The organism is Paraburkholderia sp. WS6, assembly GCF_030464835.1.
In the GTDB taxonomy this organism is placed as follows: Bacteria; Pseudomonadota; Gammaproteobacteria; order Burkholderiales; family Burkholderiaceae; genus Paraburkholderia; species Paraburkholderia madseniana.
In genome coordinates, this window is record NZ_JALQCK010000024.1 from 94,303 (window position 1) to 112,600 (window position 18,298).

The following is an 18,298-nucleotide window of genomic DNA, read 5'->3' on the forward strand; positions in this document are numbered from 1 at the left end:
CCACGCGTCAATGGGAATACCAACTACTCAAGAAGACTGAGCGATCAGCTTCGAATTGATTATGGGAGCGCATAGCCATATATCCAACAAATGATGTTTATTTGATATCATTCGTCGCATGGATATTGAAGGTTTCGACCTGAACCTGCTGGTCGCTTTCGACGCGTTGATGGCCGAGCGGCATGTCACTCGTGCGGCAGCACGTATAGGGATCAGCCAGCCGGCTATGAGCGCGGCCCTCGCCCGATTGCGAAGCGCAACCGGGGATCAGCTATTTGTGCGCAGCTCGCATGGGCTTGCTCCCACGCCGCGAGCGAGCGATCTGGCGCTTCCGCTTAGACAGGCGCTGGAAACTGTCCGTACCGCGCTTCAGTTGGAGCCGGCTTTCGATCAGGCGACCAGCAATCACGTGTTCACACTTGCGCTCGCGGATCACCCCGCTTACCTTCTTTTGCCCCAGCTCGCCGCCAGGCTGTCCGTCGACGCCCCGGGCATCGACTTGCGGGCACGCTCCTTCGTCGATCGACGGGACGCTATCGCACTTCTCGATAGCGGGGACGTCGACCTCGCTATCGGAGTAGCGCCAGGCAACGAGACGAGGATTCTTCACCACCCGCTGTTCGAGGAGCCGTTCGTCGGCATCGCACGGGCGGGATCGCCTGCTTCGTCGTCGTTCGATACCGTGGATGATTTTGTCGCAGCCACTCACGTCCTTGTTTCTCCGGAGGCCGACGACAAAGGCGTCGTCGACATTGCCCTTGCGGAGATCGGTCGCGTCCGGCGCATCGGTGTTTCAGTGGCACACCCGTACATCGCCCCGATCGTGGTCGCAGAAACCGGCTACATCGCGACAGTGATGTACGGAGTCGCAGCACATTGCAGCGTCTTGGAACGCCTCAGCATCCATCGGTTACCAATTCAGGTTGCCCCCGTGACCTTTCATCTTCTCTGGAATCGGCGGACAGATGCTCACCCGGCTCATCGGTGGCTGCGCAGCCTGTTGATCGAACTGGCGAAGCCGATCCGCCAGACAGATGCCTGATAAATCCGCGGATATCTGATAAAAAATCGGACGAATGACCGGAACGTGTCGAAGTTCAGCCATATGTCGCAGTCGAACGAGCGTCGCTTTATGGCCGAACCCGGTCCAACATAGAACTTGATCAATTTAGCTTGATCTACGGGGCAGTTGATGAATCTATCTTGTGTCCGTAAATGTCCTGCCCCGTCAATTTGCTCGCCTCAATCAGCAAACTCTCAAGCGCATGATATTCGGGTCCGCAGTCCTTCTTCTGTACCGCCAGGCCCATGCACTTCGACCTAAGACGCTCGGTCAGTCGACGGTATTGTTTGCTCACTTGACACCGGGCCCGCTAATGGGTGTCAGCGATCTGGGCAGCGACGTCGAGTGACCGCTGCTGGCCGACCAGCGACTGCGGCCATTGACACCGTTGAGTGTCGCGCGACAAGCGGGCGTTCAGGGCGTTTTCGTTTCCACGCGCTGCTTAACCGCGGCATTCATCGCCTGAAAGTTCCGCTGAGTTTCTTCGATCACTTCTTTCGTCAACCGCCCAACGAGCAATCCCGAAAAAGACTCCGTTTGCTCAAGATGGGTGCCGCCGGTTACTGCCGTGAGGTGAATGCAATGTGTGCCGTCGAAGACGCCCCGAATCCATACACTGCCACGCCAGCAAAGGTCTTGTTCCGGACGAACGACCAGAACAGTCGGCTTGAACACCATCGAATCCGGTCCAATGCCTAGCACAATGCGGATTGTCTCTCCCTCCCTGAAGTCGCCGTCAACACGAGTAATGAAGGGATTCCAATCGGGATACGCTGTGCTGTTAGATACGACGTTCCAGACATCGGCAGGCGGCCGATCGATGAGAATGTCAGCATGCACGCTGCTATCTTCGCGCAGGACAAAAAGGGTTCCAATCACGCCGACAACAATGACAGCGATGCCTTTCAGCAGCAATCCCCGCAAGCCCATATTCGCCCCGTAATCGGTTGCAATTGTACTGCTGCAGTTTTGAACTGCACAGATTGTTGACGCCCATTAGCGGGCCGGTGTCAAGTGTCTGAACCTGGCCGACCTCTGCCTTACGCGATCCGCATGTACAGCACGAGCCCGGCGGTCGGCACCGCGCGACCCCAAAAGCGGACAGTCTGGCGAGACCCGCTACAAACTTTTCAGAAGATTGTCGATTTTCGATCATCAGCTTCGTCGTCAGGTTATTCACACCCAAAGGATCTCCCATGAAATACCTCGGCTTGGCCTACTTCACCCCCGATAAATTCGCCGCGATGGCGCCAGACGACGTCAAGAAACTGGTGAGCCAATGCCCCGCATTGGACGACAAGATGCGGGCTACCGACAAGGTACTGATTTCCGCATCGCTTGGCGATCTGGACAACTGGAGGACGCTCCGCCCGCGCAGTGGCAAGACGCACGTCACCGATGGGCCCTATACCGAGTCGAAGGAAGTCGTGGGCGGCCTGTTCATCATCGAGGCGGATACCCATGACGAGGCGTTGCGCATCGCCTCCATGCACCCGGCGGCCACGCTGGGCGAAGAAGGTGGATGGGTCGTCGAGCTTATCCCCGTGGATTTCTACTGGGCCCGATGAGGGCTTGGACGCGTGTCTCAAATATGCGTTGGCGCTCTGTTCTCTTCAAACACCTTCACGGCTTCGTGAGTCATCGCGGCGATGCTACTTCTGGGCCGAGCGGCGACGCCTGTGATCGACCCTCTCCGGCCGTTGGAGCTAGCGCGACGTGAACGGCGGCTTCCGAGGTCCAGCGGTCATTCGTGCACGCGTGCTGCCAGTGAAGTCATCGGCCATTTCGGTCCTTCGCGTCACGTCGAAAGCTGACGCTTCCAATGCCCGCTTTCGAGCATGAGTTTATCGCCTGCCGCGTCGCAAAACTATACGGCGAGGGTATTCGATGCGGCAGCCCCCTGACCGGGGCCCCGGCCGAAAATCGATAACTAGCTAGCGCGCGGTGGCAAGGCAAGGCGCGTAGAACAGGCGACCGCGTGCCACTTCCCGCAACGTCCACGACAGCACGATGCTCCAGAGTCCGCACAGCAGGATTGCGAACAGCACGGCGGCCACGGCGAACGCCTCGAACCCTGTCACCCGATACAGGCTCAGCGTCGCCGCGGTGTAGACGCCGAGCGGGAACGTGAAGCCCCACCAGCCGAGGTTGAACGGCAAGCCTTCGCGGCGGTAGCGCAATGTGAAGAGGAGCGCGACCGCAAACCACCACACACCCGCGCCCCACAGGATCAGCGAGCCGATCAGGCCGAAGTCGCGTGCCATGGCGGCAACGTTCGCGAGTGTAGTGCCGGCAAATGCGCTGGGCGCAGCCTGGCCCAGCGTAAGCAGTCCCAACGCGGCAGTGCCGATCGGGCCGAGAGTTAGCCAGCTGGATGGGCCCAGATCACGATGCGGTAGCTTGTGAATGACCAGCCGGAGGAAGACGACGGTCAGCACCGAGAAGGCGAGCGGCACCGAAATCGCCCACAGAAGATAGCCTGCGCCGACGACGAGCTGCGCGGTTCGTTCGACCAGGTGCGGGGCAAGCGCCGCGGCACTTGACGCCGCCACTTCGGGCGCCACAATCGGCAGCAGCAGCACGGCTGTAACGCGTTCGAAGGCATGGCTTTGCTCGGTGAACATCAGGTACGGCACTCCCACCGCGACAACGACTGCCAGCAGTGCGTCACAGCACCACAACGCATACGCGAGCGAGTAGGCACCTGCGCCGAAATGCGGTCCTGCGAACAGCACGACGCCGTTGATGATCGGCGCGAGACCCATTGGCAAGGTGCCCAGGAACATCGATTGAAGCGGGTGATGCAGCAGGGGTTTGATCGTTTCTGGATAGAAGATCCAGCGCGCAGCGAACATCGCCGTGAACACCGCATAGAGCACGATGTCCACGCACCACAACGAAACGGCGAGTGCATGCTGGCCCGGAAAGCTCAGGGGCAACGCGGCGAGCACGAGCGACACGATGCCGTTACCCATTGTCATCGCGAACCAGTTCGGCGTGAACTGGCGAATCTTGTCGGAGAAGTGTTGCAAGGACGTGGCCTCGTGTGCACCAATCTGGCTGGACATGGTCATCTCCACAGCGAAACGGAATGAACTGATTGTGCGGATTTGCTACCCATATTGAAAATACATCATTAATATGGAATTAATGCCTATTTGATATACAGAAGACGATGAACTTCACCCATCTCGCAGCGTTTTTTTCTGTTGCGGAGACCGGCAGCGTCACCGCCGCGTCGGAGCGACTTCACGTTAGCCAGCCGGCGCTTACGCGCGAGATCCGCGAACTGGAGGAACGAGTCGGCGTGCCGTTGTTCGACCGGCTCCCGCGCGGCATGCAGCCCACTGAGGCAGGCCGTCTGCTTGCCGAATACGCCGCGCAGATTTTCTCGCTGGCGGACGCAGCCGAAACCGCGATCGGCGAGTTCGCGGGTTTGACGCGCGGGCACCTTGGGCTCGCCTCAAGCCGCACGATTGGCGTTTATCTGCTGCCTCCCGTTCTGGACGAGTTCCGGCGGTTATATCCAGGCATCACGGTCGACCTCGCGGTGTCGAACACCGAACATGTCGAGGAGACGGTGCTGGCGCATGAACGGCAGCTTGGGCTGATCGAAGGACCATACGACGCATCGGCGTTCGATGCGGCCGTCATTGGTCGTGACGAACTGATTGCGGTCGCCGGCGCCAGCCACCCGCTGACGCGCAAGCGCCGCGTCAGCGCAGCGGAGGTCGGCAATGCCGAACTCGTGATGCGCGAACCCGGGTCCGGCACACGCATGGTGATCGAGGACGCGTATGCCCGGCACGGCTATGAGCTGTCGCCGAAGCTGTCGGTGGGCAGCGCGGAGGCGATCAAACGGATGCTGCGCCTTGGCAATGCGGTCGCTTGGGTGTCGCGCCAAACGGTCGCCGACGAACTCGCCACAGGCGTGCTGGTGCAGTTGCGGGTGCACGACCTGAAGATCGAGCGGGATCTGAACATGATCTGGCGTAAGGCGCGTGCGTTGAGCCCGAGCGCGCGCGTCTTTCGCACGCTCGCCGATCAGATGTTCGAACACATGATCGTCTAGCGGACGAGGGGGCGTCATCGTGGCGTCTCGCGTCGTCGTAACGGTCAATTGGCGCCCGTCGGCATGCTGCTAGCCGGATTGCGCCCGGGCCGCTTTCAGCGAACCGGGCACCGATCCCGTTGACGTACGGGCGCGCACTCTGCGGGTAAGCCCAGCGTAGGTAAAGCTGGCTGCGAGCAAACCGAATCCCAGGCACCTGACGGGCAAGCAGTCCAGCAACCAGCCGGCAATGAGGAACGACCACGAAGCTGCCGTCCACGACCAGGCTCGATAGCGGCGCGTTCGCCGCGCCGCGAGCAGGCTGATGCACACGGCGAGCGTCGAGGACAGCGCTGCAAGCGACGCCCAGATCGGATGAATGTTCGTTGCGACGAACCAGCTTGCGTTAACGAGGCCAGCGTAGGTGGTCCAGCAAAGCGCGCATTTCGGTGCGAAGATCTGCAAGCCGACGGCGGCGAGTCGTGCGGCTGTCCCGATACCAGGCCGCATGCGGATTGGCGGCATGCAAGCGTCGAGTCCTTGGGCAGGAACACACTCGCAGCCGCGCGTTCCCAGGTCCGATGCTTGTGCGTCAGCTGGCCTGGTTGTCGACACCGGAGGGGCCCGCTTCATTCTTCTTCCCATTGATAACGCCAAGATAGTGAGCAAGCTGGTCGACCTGATCGAGAGGAATCGGTGCGCCGAAGCCGTTGCGCATCTTCATGATCTCGGTCTTCCACTCGGGAGTGGTCAGCGGTGGCTGGCGCAGCACCATTCCGGTCGAATGACACATCACGCAATTGGCATTCGCGATCTCTGCGCCTTCGCCGGGTGGAAAGAGCGTGCTGCCAGCCGGCAAAGAAACGTCGAGCGGGGCGAAATGCACCGGAGGCACGAGGGCGGCCTGCCGCTGCGCCTGTCCGGCGATCGATTCAGGCAGGTAGTGACTGCCGGTCAGCGCGGCAATGGCACCGACGGCGACAGGGGCGGCCCAGACCGCCGCGATACGAAGCAGCTTCAAGTTCATGGTTTTCGCCTCGTGTCAGACTACGTTGATATCGACGGATTCAATGACGTTGCGCATGAAGCCCGCGCCGTTCCAGTTCGGTGTATCCGGCTGCGCCTGTCCGGTCGAGTCGATCGCGCGGGCCATCAGTGTGCGGCTGCCCGTTTGCGGGAAACTGACCGTCGTCTGCCACTGCCGAAAACTGTAGCGGCCGTAATCGCGGCCCATCGCGGTGTCGGTCCAGTTGCGGCCGCCATCGGACGAAAACTGCACCTTGGCGAGCGCGTTGAGACCGCCGAACGCAATGCCGCGTACGAGCATCGGCTGACCGCGTTGTACCGTGCCCGCAGAGCGCAGATTGGTGAAGAACGACCGGGGCAGCATTGTATTGATGGGCACCTGCTTGAAGTCCTTGTCGCCGGGATGCACGTTGGCAAAATGGTTATCGGGGACGAGGTAGGCCTTGGCAGTCCAGAAGTTGTCGTCGGGCTTGTCGAGCACCTCGATGTCGTGCAGCATCTTGACCCAATACGTTGCATACCAGCCGGGCACGACAAGCCGCAACGGATAGCCGTTGAGCAGCGGTAGCGGCTCTCCGTTCATCGCATAGGCGACCATCACTTCGCCGTCGAGCGCGTGGTCGATCGCGAGCGACTTCATGAATTTCGGCGTCTGCGGAATCACGCCGGTATCGAGGCCGTTCAAGCGCACCTGCACTGCGTTTGCGCCGACACCGGCATGCGTCAGCAAATCCTTCAGCCGCACGCCCGTCCACCGAGCGTTGCCCATCGCGCCGTTCGCCCATTGACCGCCTGGCACGCGGGGACTAAAAAAGCCGCGGGAATTCCCCGAGCATTGATTGACTGCGGCAATTTCGAAGCGCGGGAATTTTTTCACAAGATCGTTCAGCGTCAGGCTGACGGTCCTGTTCACGTGACCCCGGATGTCCAGCCTGAACGCGGCCGGATCCACGGACGTTGGAATGTTCGCAAGGTGCCACCGCACATAGAAGCGGTCGTTTGGCGTAAAGACTCCCTGGTCGAACACCTCGAACGGCGTTTCGATTAACGGCGGCCGCGTTCTTTGCAGTATGACGTTGGACTTCTGCGGAAACGCGGACGTAAGCGGGCGTGCACCATTTTCGAAGGGCAGCATGATGTTATTGCCTGGTGCTGCCCTCCCCGTTATGGGATTCGTCAATGCCGCGAGCCCCAGCGCACCGAGGCCACCGAGCAGCCTGCGGCGCTGCTGGAAGATGTCGCGTTCATCGTTCTTCATGGTCATCCTTCTGTCAGGTGTTGAACATCGGCGCAGGTGGCCGCTGCAGATCCGGATCCTGTGTGCTGCAGTGATGTGCGGTGTCCGTGTCGAACGTGTCAGCAGTAGCGCCGTCCCGGTTAATTACGCCGGCAGCGAGGCGGGACGAATTGAGCGTCACCGAAAGTGAGCTCGCGATCATCAACGCGGCTGCCATTGCTGGCGACACGACTCCGGATAACGCGAGCGGCACGGCAAGCAAGTTGTAGATCGCTGCGGCAATGAGGTTCTGGCGCATCACGCGCGCCGTGCGCCGTGCGATCGCCAGAGCGGCATTGAGCTGCTCGATGCCGCCCTCGACCAGTACGATCGATGCGGCGGCCACCGACGACGCCGTCGCGTTGGCGACGGCGATGCCGAGATCTGCCGCCGCGAGCGCGGGCGCGTCGTTGAGACCGTCACCGATGAACGCGACCTTCGTTCCCGCTGCCTGCGCAGCGACGATGCGACGGGCCTTCTCTTCCGGCGACTGGCCCGCGTACACGGCGCCGGAGTCAATGCCGACAGCCTCGGCGACGCGCAAGCCGACGGCCGGCTCGTCGCCGGTCAGCATCGCGAGCGCCGCGCCAGTCGTCCGCAAGGTGGCCAGCGCGCGGCGTGCACCGGCACGCGGCGCGTCCGCGAAATGCAGCGCGCCGCGCCACCGCCCATCGCGCGCGACATGAACCGTCGTATGCGTGGCTGCCGTGTCCGGAACTGGTACACCGTGCCCTGCGAGAAAGGACGCGTTTCCGGCGAGAATGCGAGAGCCGTCCGCGCCGATCCATTCGACTCCCGCGCCGGGCGTCGCATGGGACGTTCCCGTCGCGCCGTCGACGGTTGCACGGCATGACGGCGGTACCAATGATTCGATGGCCTTTGCGAGCGGATGCTCGCTGCCGCGCTCGGCGATCGCCGCGTCGACGAACAGGTCGACGGTGCTCACGCTGTCGGCACATTGCGACTGGACGAGCCGGGGCGAGCCTTCGGTCAGTGTTCCGGTCTTGTCGAAGCAGAAGAGGTCGATGCGGCCGGCCTTCTCGATCGCCTCGACATCCCGGAACAGCACGCCCGCGCGCGCCGCTCGCCCCGCCCCAGCGGTAAGCGCGAGCGGAACGGCCATACCGAGCGCACAGGGGCAGGTGATGACGAGCACCGCCACGGCGCGTTCGAGCGCAGCGGCGATGGCCATACCCTCGGCTGCGTTCCACAGCAAGGCGAGCGTCGCGACCCCGCAGATGGCCGGTACGAGGTAGCGGGTGAACCGTTCGGCGAGTGCCTGGGTCGCCGTCTTGCGCGCGAGCATCTGCCGCACGCTATGCGCGATCAGATCCACGCGACGCTCGCCCCAGGCGCGCTCGACCAGCACCACCAGTTCGCCATCTCCATTGAGTGCACCAGCTTCCACCACGTCGCCGGGTTCGACCGTGATGAACGCCGTTTCGCCGGTCAGCAGCGAGCGATCCAGCGACGACACGCCTTGCGTGATGACGCCGTCGAGCGGAACGCGCTCGCCAGGGCACACCCGAACCGCGCTGCCGCGTTCCACCCGCTTGGCAAGGACTTGCGTTTCGGCGCCGGATGCATCGATCACCTGCGCGGTTTCAGGCGGTAATTCGAGCAGGCTGCGTACGGCGTCGGCCGATTGGCTTCGCACGGTCGTTTCGAGCAGCCTGCCGGCCAACAGGAAGACCACGATCATTGCGGCGGAATCGAAATAGACGGTCGACTCGCCCCGTATCAACTGCCATACCGAAAGCAGGCAGGACCCACCGGCCCCGGTTGCGACGAGGACGTCCATGCCCGGCGCTCGAGCGCGCAGCGTGCGCCACGCCGCGCGGAAAAACGGCAGCGCACTGTAGCCGATCACCGGCATGGTGGCGAGCCCTGCAAACAGCGCCAGCCCAAATCGGGCGGCCGGCGAAAGACTGCCCTCGGGCGCAACGTACAGCGCCCATTGCGCCGGCATTACCCACATTGAAAAGAACACGGCAACCACGAGCCGGACCATCAGGTCATGGCGGATTTTCGCGAAATGCGCGCGCCGGTCGTGCCCCGCGCCTTCGGGGATGCACGCGTATCCGAGTTTGGCGGTGCGCTGCAGCAGGCGCTCAAGCGACGTCGCGAGCGGATCCCATTGCAGCGAGGCGGACTCAGCCGCGAAACTGACGCTCGCGGCGAGCACGCCGGGCTGGCGCCGCAGCATGGTTTCCAATGCGTTCGCGCAACTGGTGCACCACATGCCGCGCACATCCAGCAGCGCACTATCTGGAAGGTTGGATTGCATTTTGCGTTTCGTCCGGCTCTACGGCTGCTTCGAGAGTTCGTCGCCGCCTGCCCACGGCGTCGTCCGAGTGCCCAGAGCGGTTCGCTCACCCTTCACAAGGTCGGCTGTCAGTGCAGCCGACTTGTTGCCGAAGCTCGCGCGAACGTGCGTGGCCACCGCCGCGATTTCCGCGTCGGAAAGGGTCGTGCCAAAGGCGGGCATCGTGCCGTTGAAGGTTGCGCCGGCAACGTCGATCTTGCCGTTGATGCCCAGTAGCAGGATGCGCGAGACGGTCTTCGCGTCGCCGTTCACCCATGCAGAGCCGGCCAGTGGTGGAAACACGCCAGGCAGGCCGGCGCCGTTTGCCTGATGGCAGGACGCACAGCGGCTCGCGAAAATCTGCGCGCCGTCGGCCGCGGCGGGTGCTGCGGCGCTCGTCACGGCGTCGCGGCTGGTGTCTTTGGCGCTGGCGGGCGCGAGGTCCGGATTGAGCAGGAAATAGCTGACGCCCCAGACTGCTAGCGATGCGCCGACGAGCCCGAGAAGCCAGGGCACCGGATTCGCCTGTTCGATGGGTTCCGCATACTCCCGTGTCTGGATCGTGTCGTGCTGCGTGTCGTGTTTCATTTCGTCACTCCGGATTCAGTGGCGGGAACGGGATACGTGTGATTGAGTGCAGTCAGGTAAGCGACAAGATCGAGCGCCTCCTGCGTGGCGACGACCTGGCCGCCGGCTGGCGTGAATTGCGGCGGCAGCGTCACGACCTTGTCGTTCGGTCCAGGATGCGCGACCACCTTGAAGAGGAACGGGTACGACGGCATCACGCTTCCAGGCGTCACACTGCGTGGCTGGTACAGGTGAGCGAGATGCCAGTCGACGCTGGGCTGCCGTGCGCCGATGTTGAACAGATCCGGGCCGGTGCGCGACACGCCCAGCAGGTGCGGGTAGTCGTACGCATAGTCGGCCGATACCGACGGGCGGCCCCAGCCGCGCAATGCGTCCGGACCCAGGGTCGCCGCCCGCGGCTGCTGCGAGTGGCAATACACGCAACCCATGTTGACGTATGTGGCGCGGCCGCGCAGTTGTGCGATGGTGTACGGCTTTAGCTGTTCGGGCGGCGATTCGTCCTGCAACTCGCGATACGGCAATGCGACCAGCACGAGCGTGGCGATCGCCAGCATGATCAGCGCGCCGATGACGATGGTGAGAACCCGGTTCATGGTCAGACTCCTGTGGACGGCGCGCCGCCGATAAGCGCCTGGCCGGAGCGGATCGTCCCGCGGTCGAGTAGCATCGCGAAGAAGTGCCATGCGAATACGAGGTGCCCGGCGGTCATCAGCACGCCACCGAACGTTCTGGCTCTCAGGTAAGGCGCGAGCACGTTGACGGAATCCATGAAGGGCCGCGTGGCATCAAGCATTGCGATGCCCTGCAGAACACCGCCGATGCTCAAAAACACGAAGTAGATCGCGAAGCCGATCACAGCCAGCCAGAAATGGAGGGAAATCAACTTCGGATAGGGCCACTCCCGCTCCAGTACGCGTGGCATCACGAAATAGATCGAACCGAACATGATCATCGAGTAAAAGCCGTACAGGCCGAGGTGCGCATGCGCGACCTTGTACTGTGTGAAGTGCACGAGGCGATTGAAGAACGGCACGGCTTCGAGCGAGCCTTGCAGCGAAACGAGTGTGTACAGCGCGGCGCCCAGTACGACGAAGCGCAGCGTGGGCGAATATCGCAGCGTCGCGAAGCGCCCGACCACCGTCATGTGCTGATTGACGCCGACCGCGAGGACGGGGATCAGCATCATCACGCTTTGCACGACCGAAACGCTTTGCAGCCACGCTGGCACGGGGCCGCCGAGCAGATGGTGAATGCCGGCCTGGCTATAGAACATCGCCAGCGCCCAGAAGCCGACCAGCGAGAGGTTGTACGAGTAGATAGGACGGCCGAGCACCTTCGCGATGAAGTAATAGGCCGAAGCAAGACCGAACGGCGTAAGCCACAAGCCAAGCACGTTGTGTGCGAACCACCAGTTGACGATCGCCTGCTCCACGCCGAAATGCACGTACGGCACTTTCGCGACGACATACAGGATCGGAAACCAGAGCAGGGCCGCAGCGATGTACCAGACCGAAACGTACAGGTGGTCCACATTGCGGCGGGATAGCGTCAAAAATAGCGGCACGGCTGACAGTGCGCCGCCGATCGCCAGAAGAATGCCGATCTGCCACGGAATCTCGAGCCACTGCAGGCCGTCCGTCCAGCCCGCGAGTATCGCCACGACACCGGCCGCGACGCCGGCATTCCATAGACCGGCACCCGCGACGGCGTAGTGCTCGCCGACGAGACGGGTCTTCAGCAGCCGCGGCAGCATCCATAACGAGATGCCCAGTCCTGCCATCGATGCCCAGCCATAGATCACCATATTCAAGTGCGCGGTTCTGATGCGGCCGAACGTCAGCCAGGCCGATTGGACCAGAAAATCCGGCGACGTCAGCTTTTGCGAGGCGACCAGGCCGGCGAGCGAGCCGAGCACCAGCCACAGGATCGACGACGCGAGAAACGCGAACGCGGCGGTGCGGCTCGACCTGTCCTGCGCTTCGCGGGCCAGCAAATCAGGCCGCGTGTGCACGGCTCGTTGCGCGTCGCCGTGCGGCGTCGAAGCGTTGCCATTGCTTTCGGCCCTCTGCAGCGCGCTGCGTTGCGTCGACGAAATCGCGGGTTCTTCGACCGTGCCAAGTTCACCGGTTTCGAATATCACTTGTGCCGCCTCGGGGCCGGCCCGCATTAAACCCCGTGTCTGTGCCCATATGAACATGAAGAGCCCGAGCACGGAAATGAGAAACGACAGCGCGAGCAACGCGCCGAGTGTGAGCGTCATGGCTGTAAAGCCCCCATTTGTTCGAAGGAAATCGGTGGTGACATCGGTCACGCTTATGCGACTCTGGGGAATCCCCGTGACTTATTTCGTCCACCACAATCGCCGTATGCAGACGGTTGTCGATCCCGGCACGTCGGCTGAAAAGCAGTATGGGACTCGCGCTCACATATGTAATATGCATTTTTGCGATGCGATTCATGCTTTATTGATATGCATCCGCGCCGCGGCGGCGCCTGTTCCGCTGGGCATGTCCCATGCACCCGTGGACCTGTCAAGTCGCGTTACCTGCCAAACAACCAGCAGACGTCACTGTGATGTTTTTTCGAAAACGCATCGGCGCTGGCGTTGCATGACTGCGATGGGTGCGGATGCAGGTATTGACAGAACAGCGCGGCATATCCGTTTGGTATCCAAAGCAACATCTTCACGCTCGGAAGCAGACCTTCGCAAGGCGAGGCGGGGGGCCGACGCGAACGGCCGTTATGGCCGACGACTTTCTGGATCGAGTCTGTACCCGAATGTCCGATACCTGGGCGTAGCCGACGCTCAAATGTCCGCGCGAAAGCGCGGCCCAACGGCCGTAGATGGCCGGGCACTGCCTCATGCGAATCGCATAACCGCTTTGGGCTTGAACGGCGGTGGTCGGCAGCACGCGACCCAATGCCGTCCTTTGGGCGAGCGACATCTCAACGACCGCCCCCCTTTGCGGACATCCGGCGCTCGGAGGACAATGCCCTTGCGAATCTCTTCCGAGGCTGCGCAACATGGCTAAATTTAAGCCTGATGGATGGCATACCGTCACGCCCCGAATCGTCGTACGGGATCCGGAAAACCTGATCACATTCATCAAAATGGTGTTTCAGGCACAGGGCGAATTCCGTCGCGGGCTGCCTGCCGAAATCATGATCGGCGATTCCGTCGTGATGGTTAGCGGCGGAGACGGCCTTCGCGATCCGATGCCGGCATTTCTGTATGTCTACGTTGAGGACGCCGATTCGACCTTCCAGCGAGCGATTGCGGCGAATGCGATCTCGCTCGAAGTTCCGACCGACATGCCATACGGCGACAGGCGAGCAATGGTAAGAGATCCGTGGGGAAACACATGGCAAATTGCCACACACCACCGCGACCTCACGGCTGCAGAGATCCGGTCAAGGTTGGCCAAGGACGGATAGGCCGATATCTGGAGAGCGGGCCAGGTGAAGAGAAATAAAGCGAAATGGGCGGATGCTGCGCGACTGACCCGCTGTAATATCAAACGGGCTTATCGCTGCAGTGGCTGGTATAGAAACTGATGCCATTGCCATCGGGATCATGCATCGAGAAATAGTGGTGGCCGTATAGCTCGCCATCCGCGATAGCGGTCACTCCGATACCAGGTGAATCGCTCGACCACGAATTTCCGCCTATGGCGATCCCGCGACACCAGTTCATCCGACAACTGCATGTCCGACATCGCTGACATCCTGCACATCCATCCTTCCAACTAGCACGTTTTTCGCGGCGAGCCACGCATCGGGACGACGCATCGTCGCGATGACGTTCCAGGCGTCGCTTGCAGACAGGTCAGTTATCGCCCCAGATAACAGATCCGTAATCCGCTCGACGCTCGCCGGTCAGAATCATCCCGGCAGAATCGTCCCATCGCGTCGTTCACCGGGCGCTTGTTCAAAGGATATCGGGAAGATCACGATGATCGGTTCACGTTCTGTCAACATGTTGCGCGCCGGCTTGCGTCCGCTTTCGGTTGCGGCGCTCGTCGGTCTCGCAAGTACCTGTCATGCACAATCCGCTGTCGCAGTGAATGCGCAGGACACCGCCGGGGGGACGAAGGCTCCGTCCATCGCGACCTGTGTCGCGTGCCACGGCGCATTGGGCGCCGGCACCGTAACCGGCGGGCCGCGGCTTGCTGGCAAAGATCCGGATTATCTCGCGCACGCATTGTCAATGTTCAAGGCGGGCACACGCGCGAGCGCTGTCATGCAGACGGTCGCACACAATCTTTCCGATAGCGAAATACGCGAGCTCGCAACCTTTTTCTCGAAGCAGAACCCGCCGCTTGCCGAAGGTGCGCCGCCGCAACAAAGCCTGGTGCTGGCTGGAAAGCAGCTCGCCGAGATGGGTGCAGGACCCGGCGTTCCCGCCTGTTTCAGTTGCCACGCGGCCGGCGGCAAAGGCAATGGCGCGCGCTTCCCTGGCATTGCAGGTGAACCGGCGGCGTTTGTCGTTGCCCGGCTACACGAATTTCAGGCGCGCGCGAAGGAGAAAACGCCGGCGCCGGGAACGATGACGGCCGTCGCGGCCACGCTGAACGACGCACAGATCGAAGCGGCTGCGGCTTACCTTTCGGTCACCAGACCTTGACGACCGACAACGCGTGATCTGCGCGTCAACATTGCGTCGGTTGGCGTTGCAACGCAACGCCTGACAGCGTTTGCGACGGGTTTCCCCGTACCGCAACCCATTCCCTTTGTGTCGAGTACAAATGCAATTTACTGTGTGGAGTAACGTCGCCGTGATATCGGGTCTGGTAGTGATGCTCGCCGGCTGCACCGTGAGTAGCGACGGCTCAAATTTGAGTGCCGCGCAGAACCCGCAGCTACCTGAATCCTATCCTTGCCAAAGCTTGCACGTTAAGCCGATGACTTGCCCACCCGGATAGGAAGGCACCGACCGCGTTCGCGACCTCGTGGACGGTGACGCGTGCGGCTTCATCAAAGTTCGCCGCAACCTGGATGACCAGGATGACCCGCTCAGAGTGACGCACGTTGGTGGATGGGATTAGGGCGTCCAGCGATAAACAGTGATACTGGAACCCTTGACGTTGTTCTTCGTGACCACGTACTCGCCCGTCGATCGAAGGTATGCCCTGATGCCGTACATCGAATCGATGGCGCTGCTGGCGTCGACGGTACCGGTGCTGGTGTTGACCAGCGTGGTGTCGAGATTGCCTGTAGCGAGATTGAAGGCGTCGATGTTCGGCAAAGCTTGCCCGGTGCCGAACCAGTAGCCGACGAATAGATAACTGCCGGCCGCGTCAATCGACTTGGCGCCGGCGTGGGGGAGCTTAATCACCGGATTGGGTGCCGTGGTGTTGCCCGCGCTCCAGCCGTGATACACCTCGATCCGCGTGCCTATCGACGTCCAGTCCGTACTCCCGACAACGCCCTGTCCGAGAATCATGGTGTCGCTGTCCGCGAGGTAGACGATGCGCGTCAACGGCTTGATGCTATCGGGAATGCGGATGGGAATACCGGGTCCCCATGTTGGCTTGCCGCTGGCGTCGAAGCCGGTCAGCGGGTAGTGGTAGATGTAACCGGTCTTGTCGAGGCCGGCCCACACGCCCCCGTTGCTGTCGATGCAGAATCCGTCCCTGACCGATGCAGTCGTCTTGAACGCCGGTCCGGGAAGCGTGGCGTCCGGTATTGCGATGTAGCCATTCGCAGCATTGAAGTGGAAGAAGTAGTAGATATCGGGATTCTGGCCGGATGCCACGAGGATCCGGTTGGCGCCGACGGTGGCCAGTTGACCGAAGTGCTCATCCCGTGAGCGATCGTTGATGTTGATGCGTGGATCGGATGGATAGGCGATGGGATCGACCGTGTTCGCTACGAAGGTTCCCCCAGCGGTGCCGGTGTAGATGTTCGTGCCGCCATAGAAGTAGACGCCGTCGGTACCCGGGTCCGGAGCGGCGATCCCCTCGAAGTTGAGAGACTGAAGCTTCCATTGCAGGCGACCAGAACTGTTGTAGGAGTGAATGTCGGTGCCGCCGTCGCGGCCGAGGTCCCAGCTTCCGCCCCAAGGGTTGTTGAGCACATAGAGGTTGCCTGCGGTGTCCTTGCCGATGCCGGCGACGCGGGTAAAACGCTTGTCGCCAACCTGGCCTTTGATTCCCGTCGTGGTGTCGAGATAACCGCCCTGAATGCCGAACGTACCTGCCAGCGCCGGCGTGCCCGAGAGCTTGTAGCGCTTGATGTTCATGTCGGGGCCCTCGTCCCCGACCATGAGCTGCCCCGACGACGCATCGAAATAGAGCACCGATGGCTTCGACCCGCTTGGCATCCGGATGGTGTTCACCAGGGCGCCGGTTGGACTGAACCCGACGATCGAGGCCTCACTCTTCTGCGCGACCCAGACGTTGCCGGCACCATCCAGTGCGAGAGCGCCCGGGCCGGCGATGTTGATGTCCCGCTGCCAGACACCGCCGGTAGTGAAGATCCGGACGCGATTGCCGTAGAAGTCGCTCGCGTAGAGGAGCGAGCCCGCCGTGGCGAGTCCGGTGACAACGTCGATCCGAGGCTGGTTGTTCAACGCGCTGATCTGAATCAGTAGATCGCGAGTCTTGGTGGTGCGGTTGTATCGTCCCACCGCACCGCTTCCGTAGGTCCCGCCGGGCTGTAGTGCCACGAAGATCGACGTCGCGTTGCCCGTGATCGCACTGCCCTGAAACTCGCCATGCGCGCCCATCGAGCCGAGGCTCTTGCCGGCCTGGTAGATAGCGACGCCACCTTCGTACTCGTCCCACATGGAGGCCGTATAGATGACGCCTTCGGGCGAGACCCACATGGAACGCGCAGTGTTGCCCACGTGGGCTGCGAGGGTGCCATAGGTGTTCGCCAGCCAGTCGGTCGTGTTTCCTGCCTGACACGCCGGCGCAATCGTGGCTATCGCTGCGGCGAGTAGCACCGCATGAATCCGTTTTCTCTCGATCATGACTGATGCTCTCCAGAATGTAGTGATCATTCACGTGAATGATCGGCCAGCCAGATTTCAAATTCGTGATCGGTGACCCACGTATGACCATATGCAACGCATTGCGCCTTTACAAGCCGCACGGCGACTTTGTATGCGGGCGTGAATCGCGGTCTCCCCTCGCCTTCGCGCGCAACAGGTAATATTTCGCGTTGTCCTGGCGTATCGCTATGCATAGCGAATGAATCCGGGTGTTTTGACCGTTACCCAAAAAACATAGGGGTGGACTCAATGAATCGAAAAGAAATCAAAGCCCAGGTCGTGCAGCTTCTATCGGATGGCGTTGCGAAATCCGAAGTGTTCACCAGATTGGCGGGACAAGGCGTCAAGGATCGTCTGCTTGCATATCTCATCGCAGCGCACGCAGATCCTGAGCGGTGCCGTGCAAACCGCGGCCATTTGATTGCCGTTCGGACCATCGCCTGGCTGCAGGTGATTGTTGGTTTGTTGGCGGGATATGCCGTTGGCAGCGAGATATCTGCGGTGGCGGGGTTGATCGTCGCGGGGGTGGCTGTAGCGATTTCCCTGCTGTTTGTCTGGGGTTTTTCGAAAAACAATGTCGGCGCCTATAACGCCTATCTGATTTTGACGATTACGCAATTGCCGAGGCAGTTCACGGGCTTTGCGGAACGTCCAGTGTCAACGTTGATTGGTTGTCTGCTTGGTGTGGGGTTGTTCGCCTATATCTGGTACGTCAGAACCCGGATCTTCCCTGATTTCAATTTCATTGCGCCTAAAAAAATGAATGGGAAGTACGTCTTCTCGGAGTAACCCATCGGGCAGTGACAGCAGCCGCGAAATGCCGTCTTTTTGGACGGCGAAATTTCTACCGATATGTGACGTGGTTCATTCGTCTCCGAACGGTTGATTTTGCAAACGGTCGAATTCGATTCGCGCCTGTTCAACCCGAATCCGTCAACACGATGCGAGAGACGACGGCGAAGCTCACGGCGATCGCGCCCGTCTGAACGTGGCCA

The 18,298-nt window shown here is 61.4% G+C and carries 16 protein-coding genes; 6 read left to right on the plus strand and 10 right to left on the minus strand.

The features are described 5' to 3' along the window. The first annotated feature begins 118 nt into the window (after nt 1-118). Complete coding sequence (locus M0D64_RS26325) at nt 119-1,042, plus strand: LysR family transcriptional regulator (protein WP_266259849.1); 924 nt, start codon at nt 119-121, stop codon at nt 1,040-1,042. A 435-nt stretch (nt 1,043-1,477) separates the two neighbouring features. Here the strand turns inward: M0D64_RS26325 and M0D64_RS26330 are convergent, their stop codons facing one another. Continuing rightward, entirely contained in the window at nt 1,478-1,993 is a 516-nt protein-coding gene (locus M0D64_RS26330; protein WP_266259850.1) for an SRPBCC domain-containing protein, read from the minus strand. Nucleotides 1,994-2,259: 266 nt separating this feature from the next. Here M0D64_RS26330 and M0D64_RS26335 point away from each other — a divergent pair, with 266 nt between their 5' ends. After that, nucleotides 2,260-2,631 carry a YciI family protein gene (locus tag M0D64_RS26335; protein ID WP_054035614.1) on the plus strand — a complete coding sequence of 124 codons (372 nt, stop codon included), beginning with the start codon at nt 2,260-2,262 and terminating at the stop codon, nt 2,629-2,631. Between the two features lie 366 nt (nt 2,632-2,997). Here M0D64_RS26335 and M0D64_RS26340 read toward each other — a convergent pair whose 3' ends face one another. After that, on the minus strand, nt 2,998-4,131 hold the full coding sequence (locus tag M0D64_RS26340; RefSeq protein ID WP_266259851.1) for a TDT family transporter: 1,134 nt from the start codon (nt 4,129-4,131) through the stop codon (nt 2,998-3,000). 107 nt (nt 4,132-4,238) lie between these two features. On the opposite strand from M0D64_RS26340, the gene M0D64_RS26345 reads away from it, so the two are divergent. Further along, nucleotides 4,239-5,135 carry a LysR family transcriptional regulator gene (locus tag M0D64_RS26345; RefSeq protein ID WP_266259852.1) on the plus strand — a complete coding sequence of 299 codons (897 nt, stop codon included), beginning with the start codon at nt 4,239-4,241 and terminating at the stop codon, nt 5,133-5,135. 69 nt (nt 5,136-5,204) lie between these two features. Here M0D64_RS26345 and M0D64_RS26350 read toward each other — a convergent pair whose 3' ends face one another. The 7 genes from M0D64_RS26350 to M0D64_RS26380 all read right to left on the minus strand — a co-directional run bounded on the left by M0D64_RS26350 (nt 5,205) and on the right by M0D64_RS26380 (nt 12,569). Next, a complete protein-coding gene (locus tag M0D64_RS26350) occupies nt 5,205-5,639 on the minus strand; it encodes a hypothetical protein (RefSeq protein WP_266259853.1) in 435 nt (144 codons plus the stop codon). 67 nt (nt 5,640-5,706) lie between these two features. Further along, a complete protein-coding gene (locus M0D64_RS26355; protein ID WP_095423605.1) occupies nt 5,707-6,141 on the minus strand; it encodes a cytochrome c in 435 nt (144 codons plus the stop codon). A 15-nt stretch (nt 6,142-6,156) separates the two neighbouring features. Then, the gene (locus M0D64_RS26360) at nt 6,157-7,398 is read right to left on the minus strand and encodes a molybdopterin-dependent oxidoreductase (RefSeq protein ID WP_266259855.1); all 1,242 of its coding nucleotides are present in this window, start codon (nt 7,396-7,398) and stop codon (nt 6,157-6,159) included. Between the two features lie 13 nt (nt 7,399-7,411). Continuing rightward, the gene (locus M0D64_RS26365) at nt 7,412-9,703 is read right to left on the minus strand and encodes a cation-translocating P-type ATPase (RefSeq protein ID WP_266259856.1); all 2,292 of its coding nucleotides are present in this window, start codon (nt 9,701-9,703) and stop codon (nt 7,412-7,414) included. An 18-nt stretch (nt 9,704-9,721) separates the two neighbouring features. Beyond that, a complete protein-coding gene (locus M0D64_RS26370; protein WP_095423608.1) occupies nt 9,722-10,309 on the minus strand; it encodes a cytochrome c in 588 nt (195 codons plus the stop codon). Then, nucleotides 10,306-10,902 (minus strand): cbb3-type cytochrome c oxidase subunit II, encoded by a 597-nt coding sequence (locus M0D64_RS26375; RefSeq protein WP_266259857.1) that lies wholly within the window; start codon nt 10,900-10,902, stop codon nt 10,306-10,308. The genes M0D64_RS26370 and M0D64_RS26375 overlap by 4 nt, the downstream gene beginning before the upstream one ends. Nucleotides 10,903-10,904: 2 nt before the next feature. Continuing rightward, nucleotides 10,905-12,569, minus strand: a complete 1,665-nt coding sequence (locus tag M0D64_RS26380; RefSeq protein WP_095423610.1) for a cbb3-type cytochrome c oxidase subunit I — start codon at nt 12,567-12,569, stop codon at nt 10,905-10,907. A 764-nt stretch (nt 12,570-13,333) separates the two neighbouring features. Between M0D64_RS26380 and M0D64_RS26385 the strand changes: the two genes are divergently transcribed. Then, the gene (locus M0D64_RS26385; protein WP_266259858.1) at nt 13,334-13,744 is read left to right on the plus strand and encodes a VOC family protein; all 411 of its coding nucleotides are present in this window, start codon (nt 13,334-13,336) and stop codon (nt 13,742-13,744) included. A gap of 517 nt (nt 13,745-14,261) precedes the next feature. Then, nucleotides 14,262-14,933 carry a c-type cytochrome gene (locus M0D64_RS26390; protein WP_266259859.1) on the plus strand — a complete coding sequence of 224 codons (672 nt, stop codon included), beginning with the start codon at nt 14,262-14,264 and terminating at the stop codon, nt 14,931-14,933. A gap of 417 nt (nt 14,934-15,350) precedes the next feature. Here M0D64_RS26390 and M0D64_RS26395 read toward each other — a convergent pair whose 3' ends face one another. After that, a complete protein-coding gene (locus M0D64_RS26395; protein ID WP_266259860.1) occupies nt 15,351-17,282 on the minus strand; it encodes an SMP-30/gluconolaconase/LRE-like region family protein in 1,932 nt (643 codons plus the stop codon). Between the two features lie 270 nt (nt 17,283-17,552). On the opposite strand from M0D64_RS26395, the gene M0D64_RS26400 reads away from it, so the two are divergent. Next, nucleotides 17,553-18,092, plus strand: a complete 540-nt coding sequence (locus M0D64_RS26400) for a hypothetical protein (protein ID WP_266259861.1) — start codon at nt 17,553-17,555, stop codon at nt 18,090-18,092. The last annotated feature ends 206 nt before the right edge of the window (nt 18,093-18,298 follow it).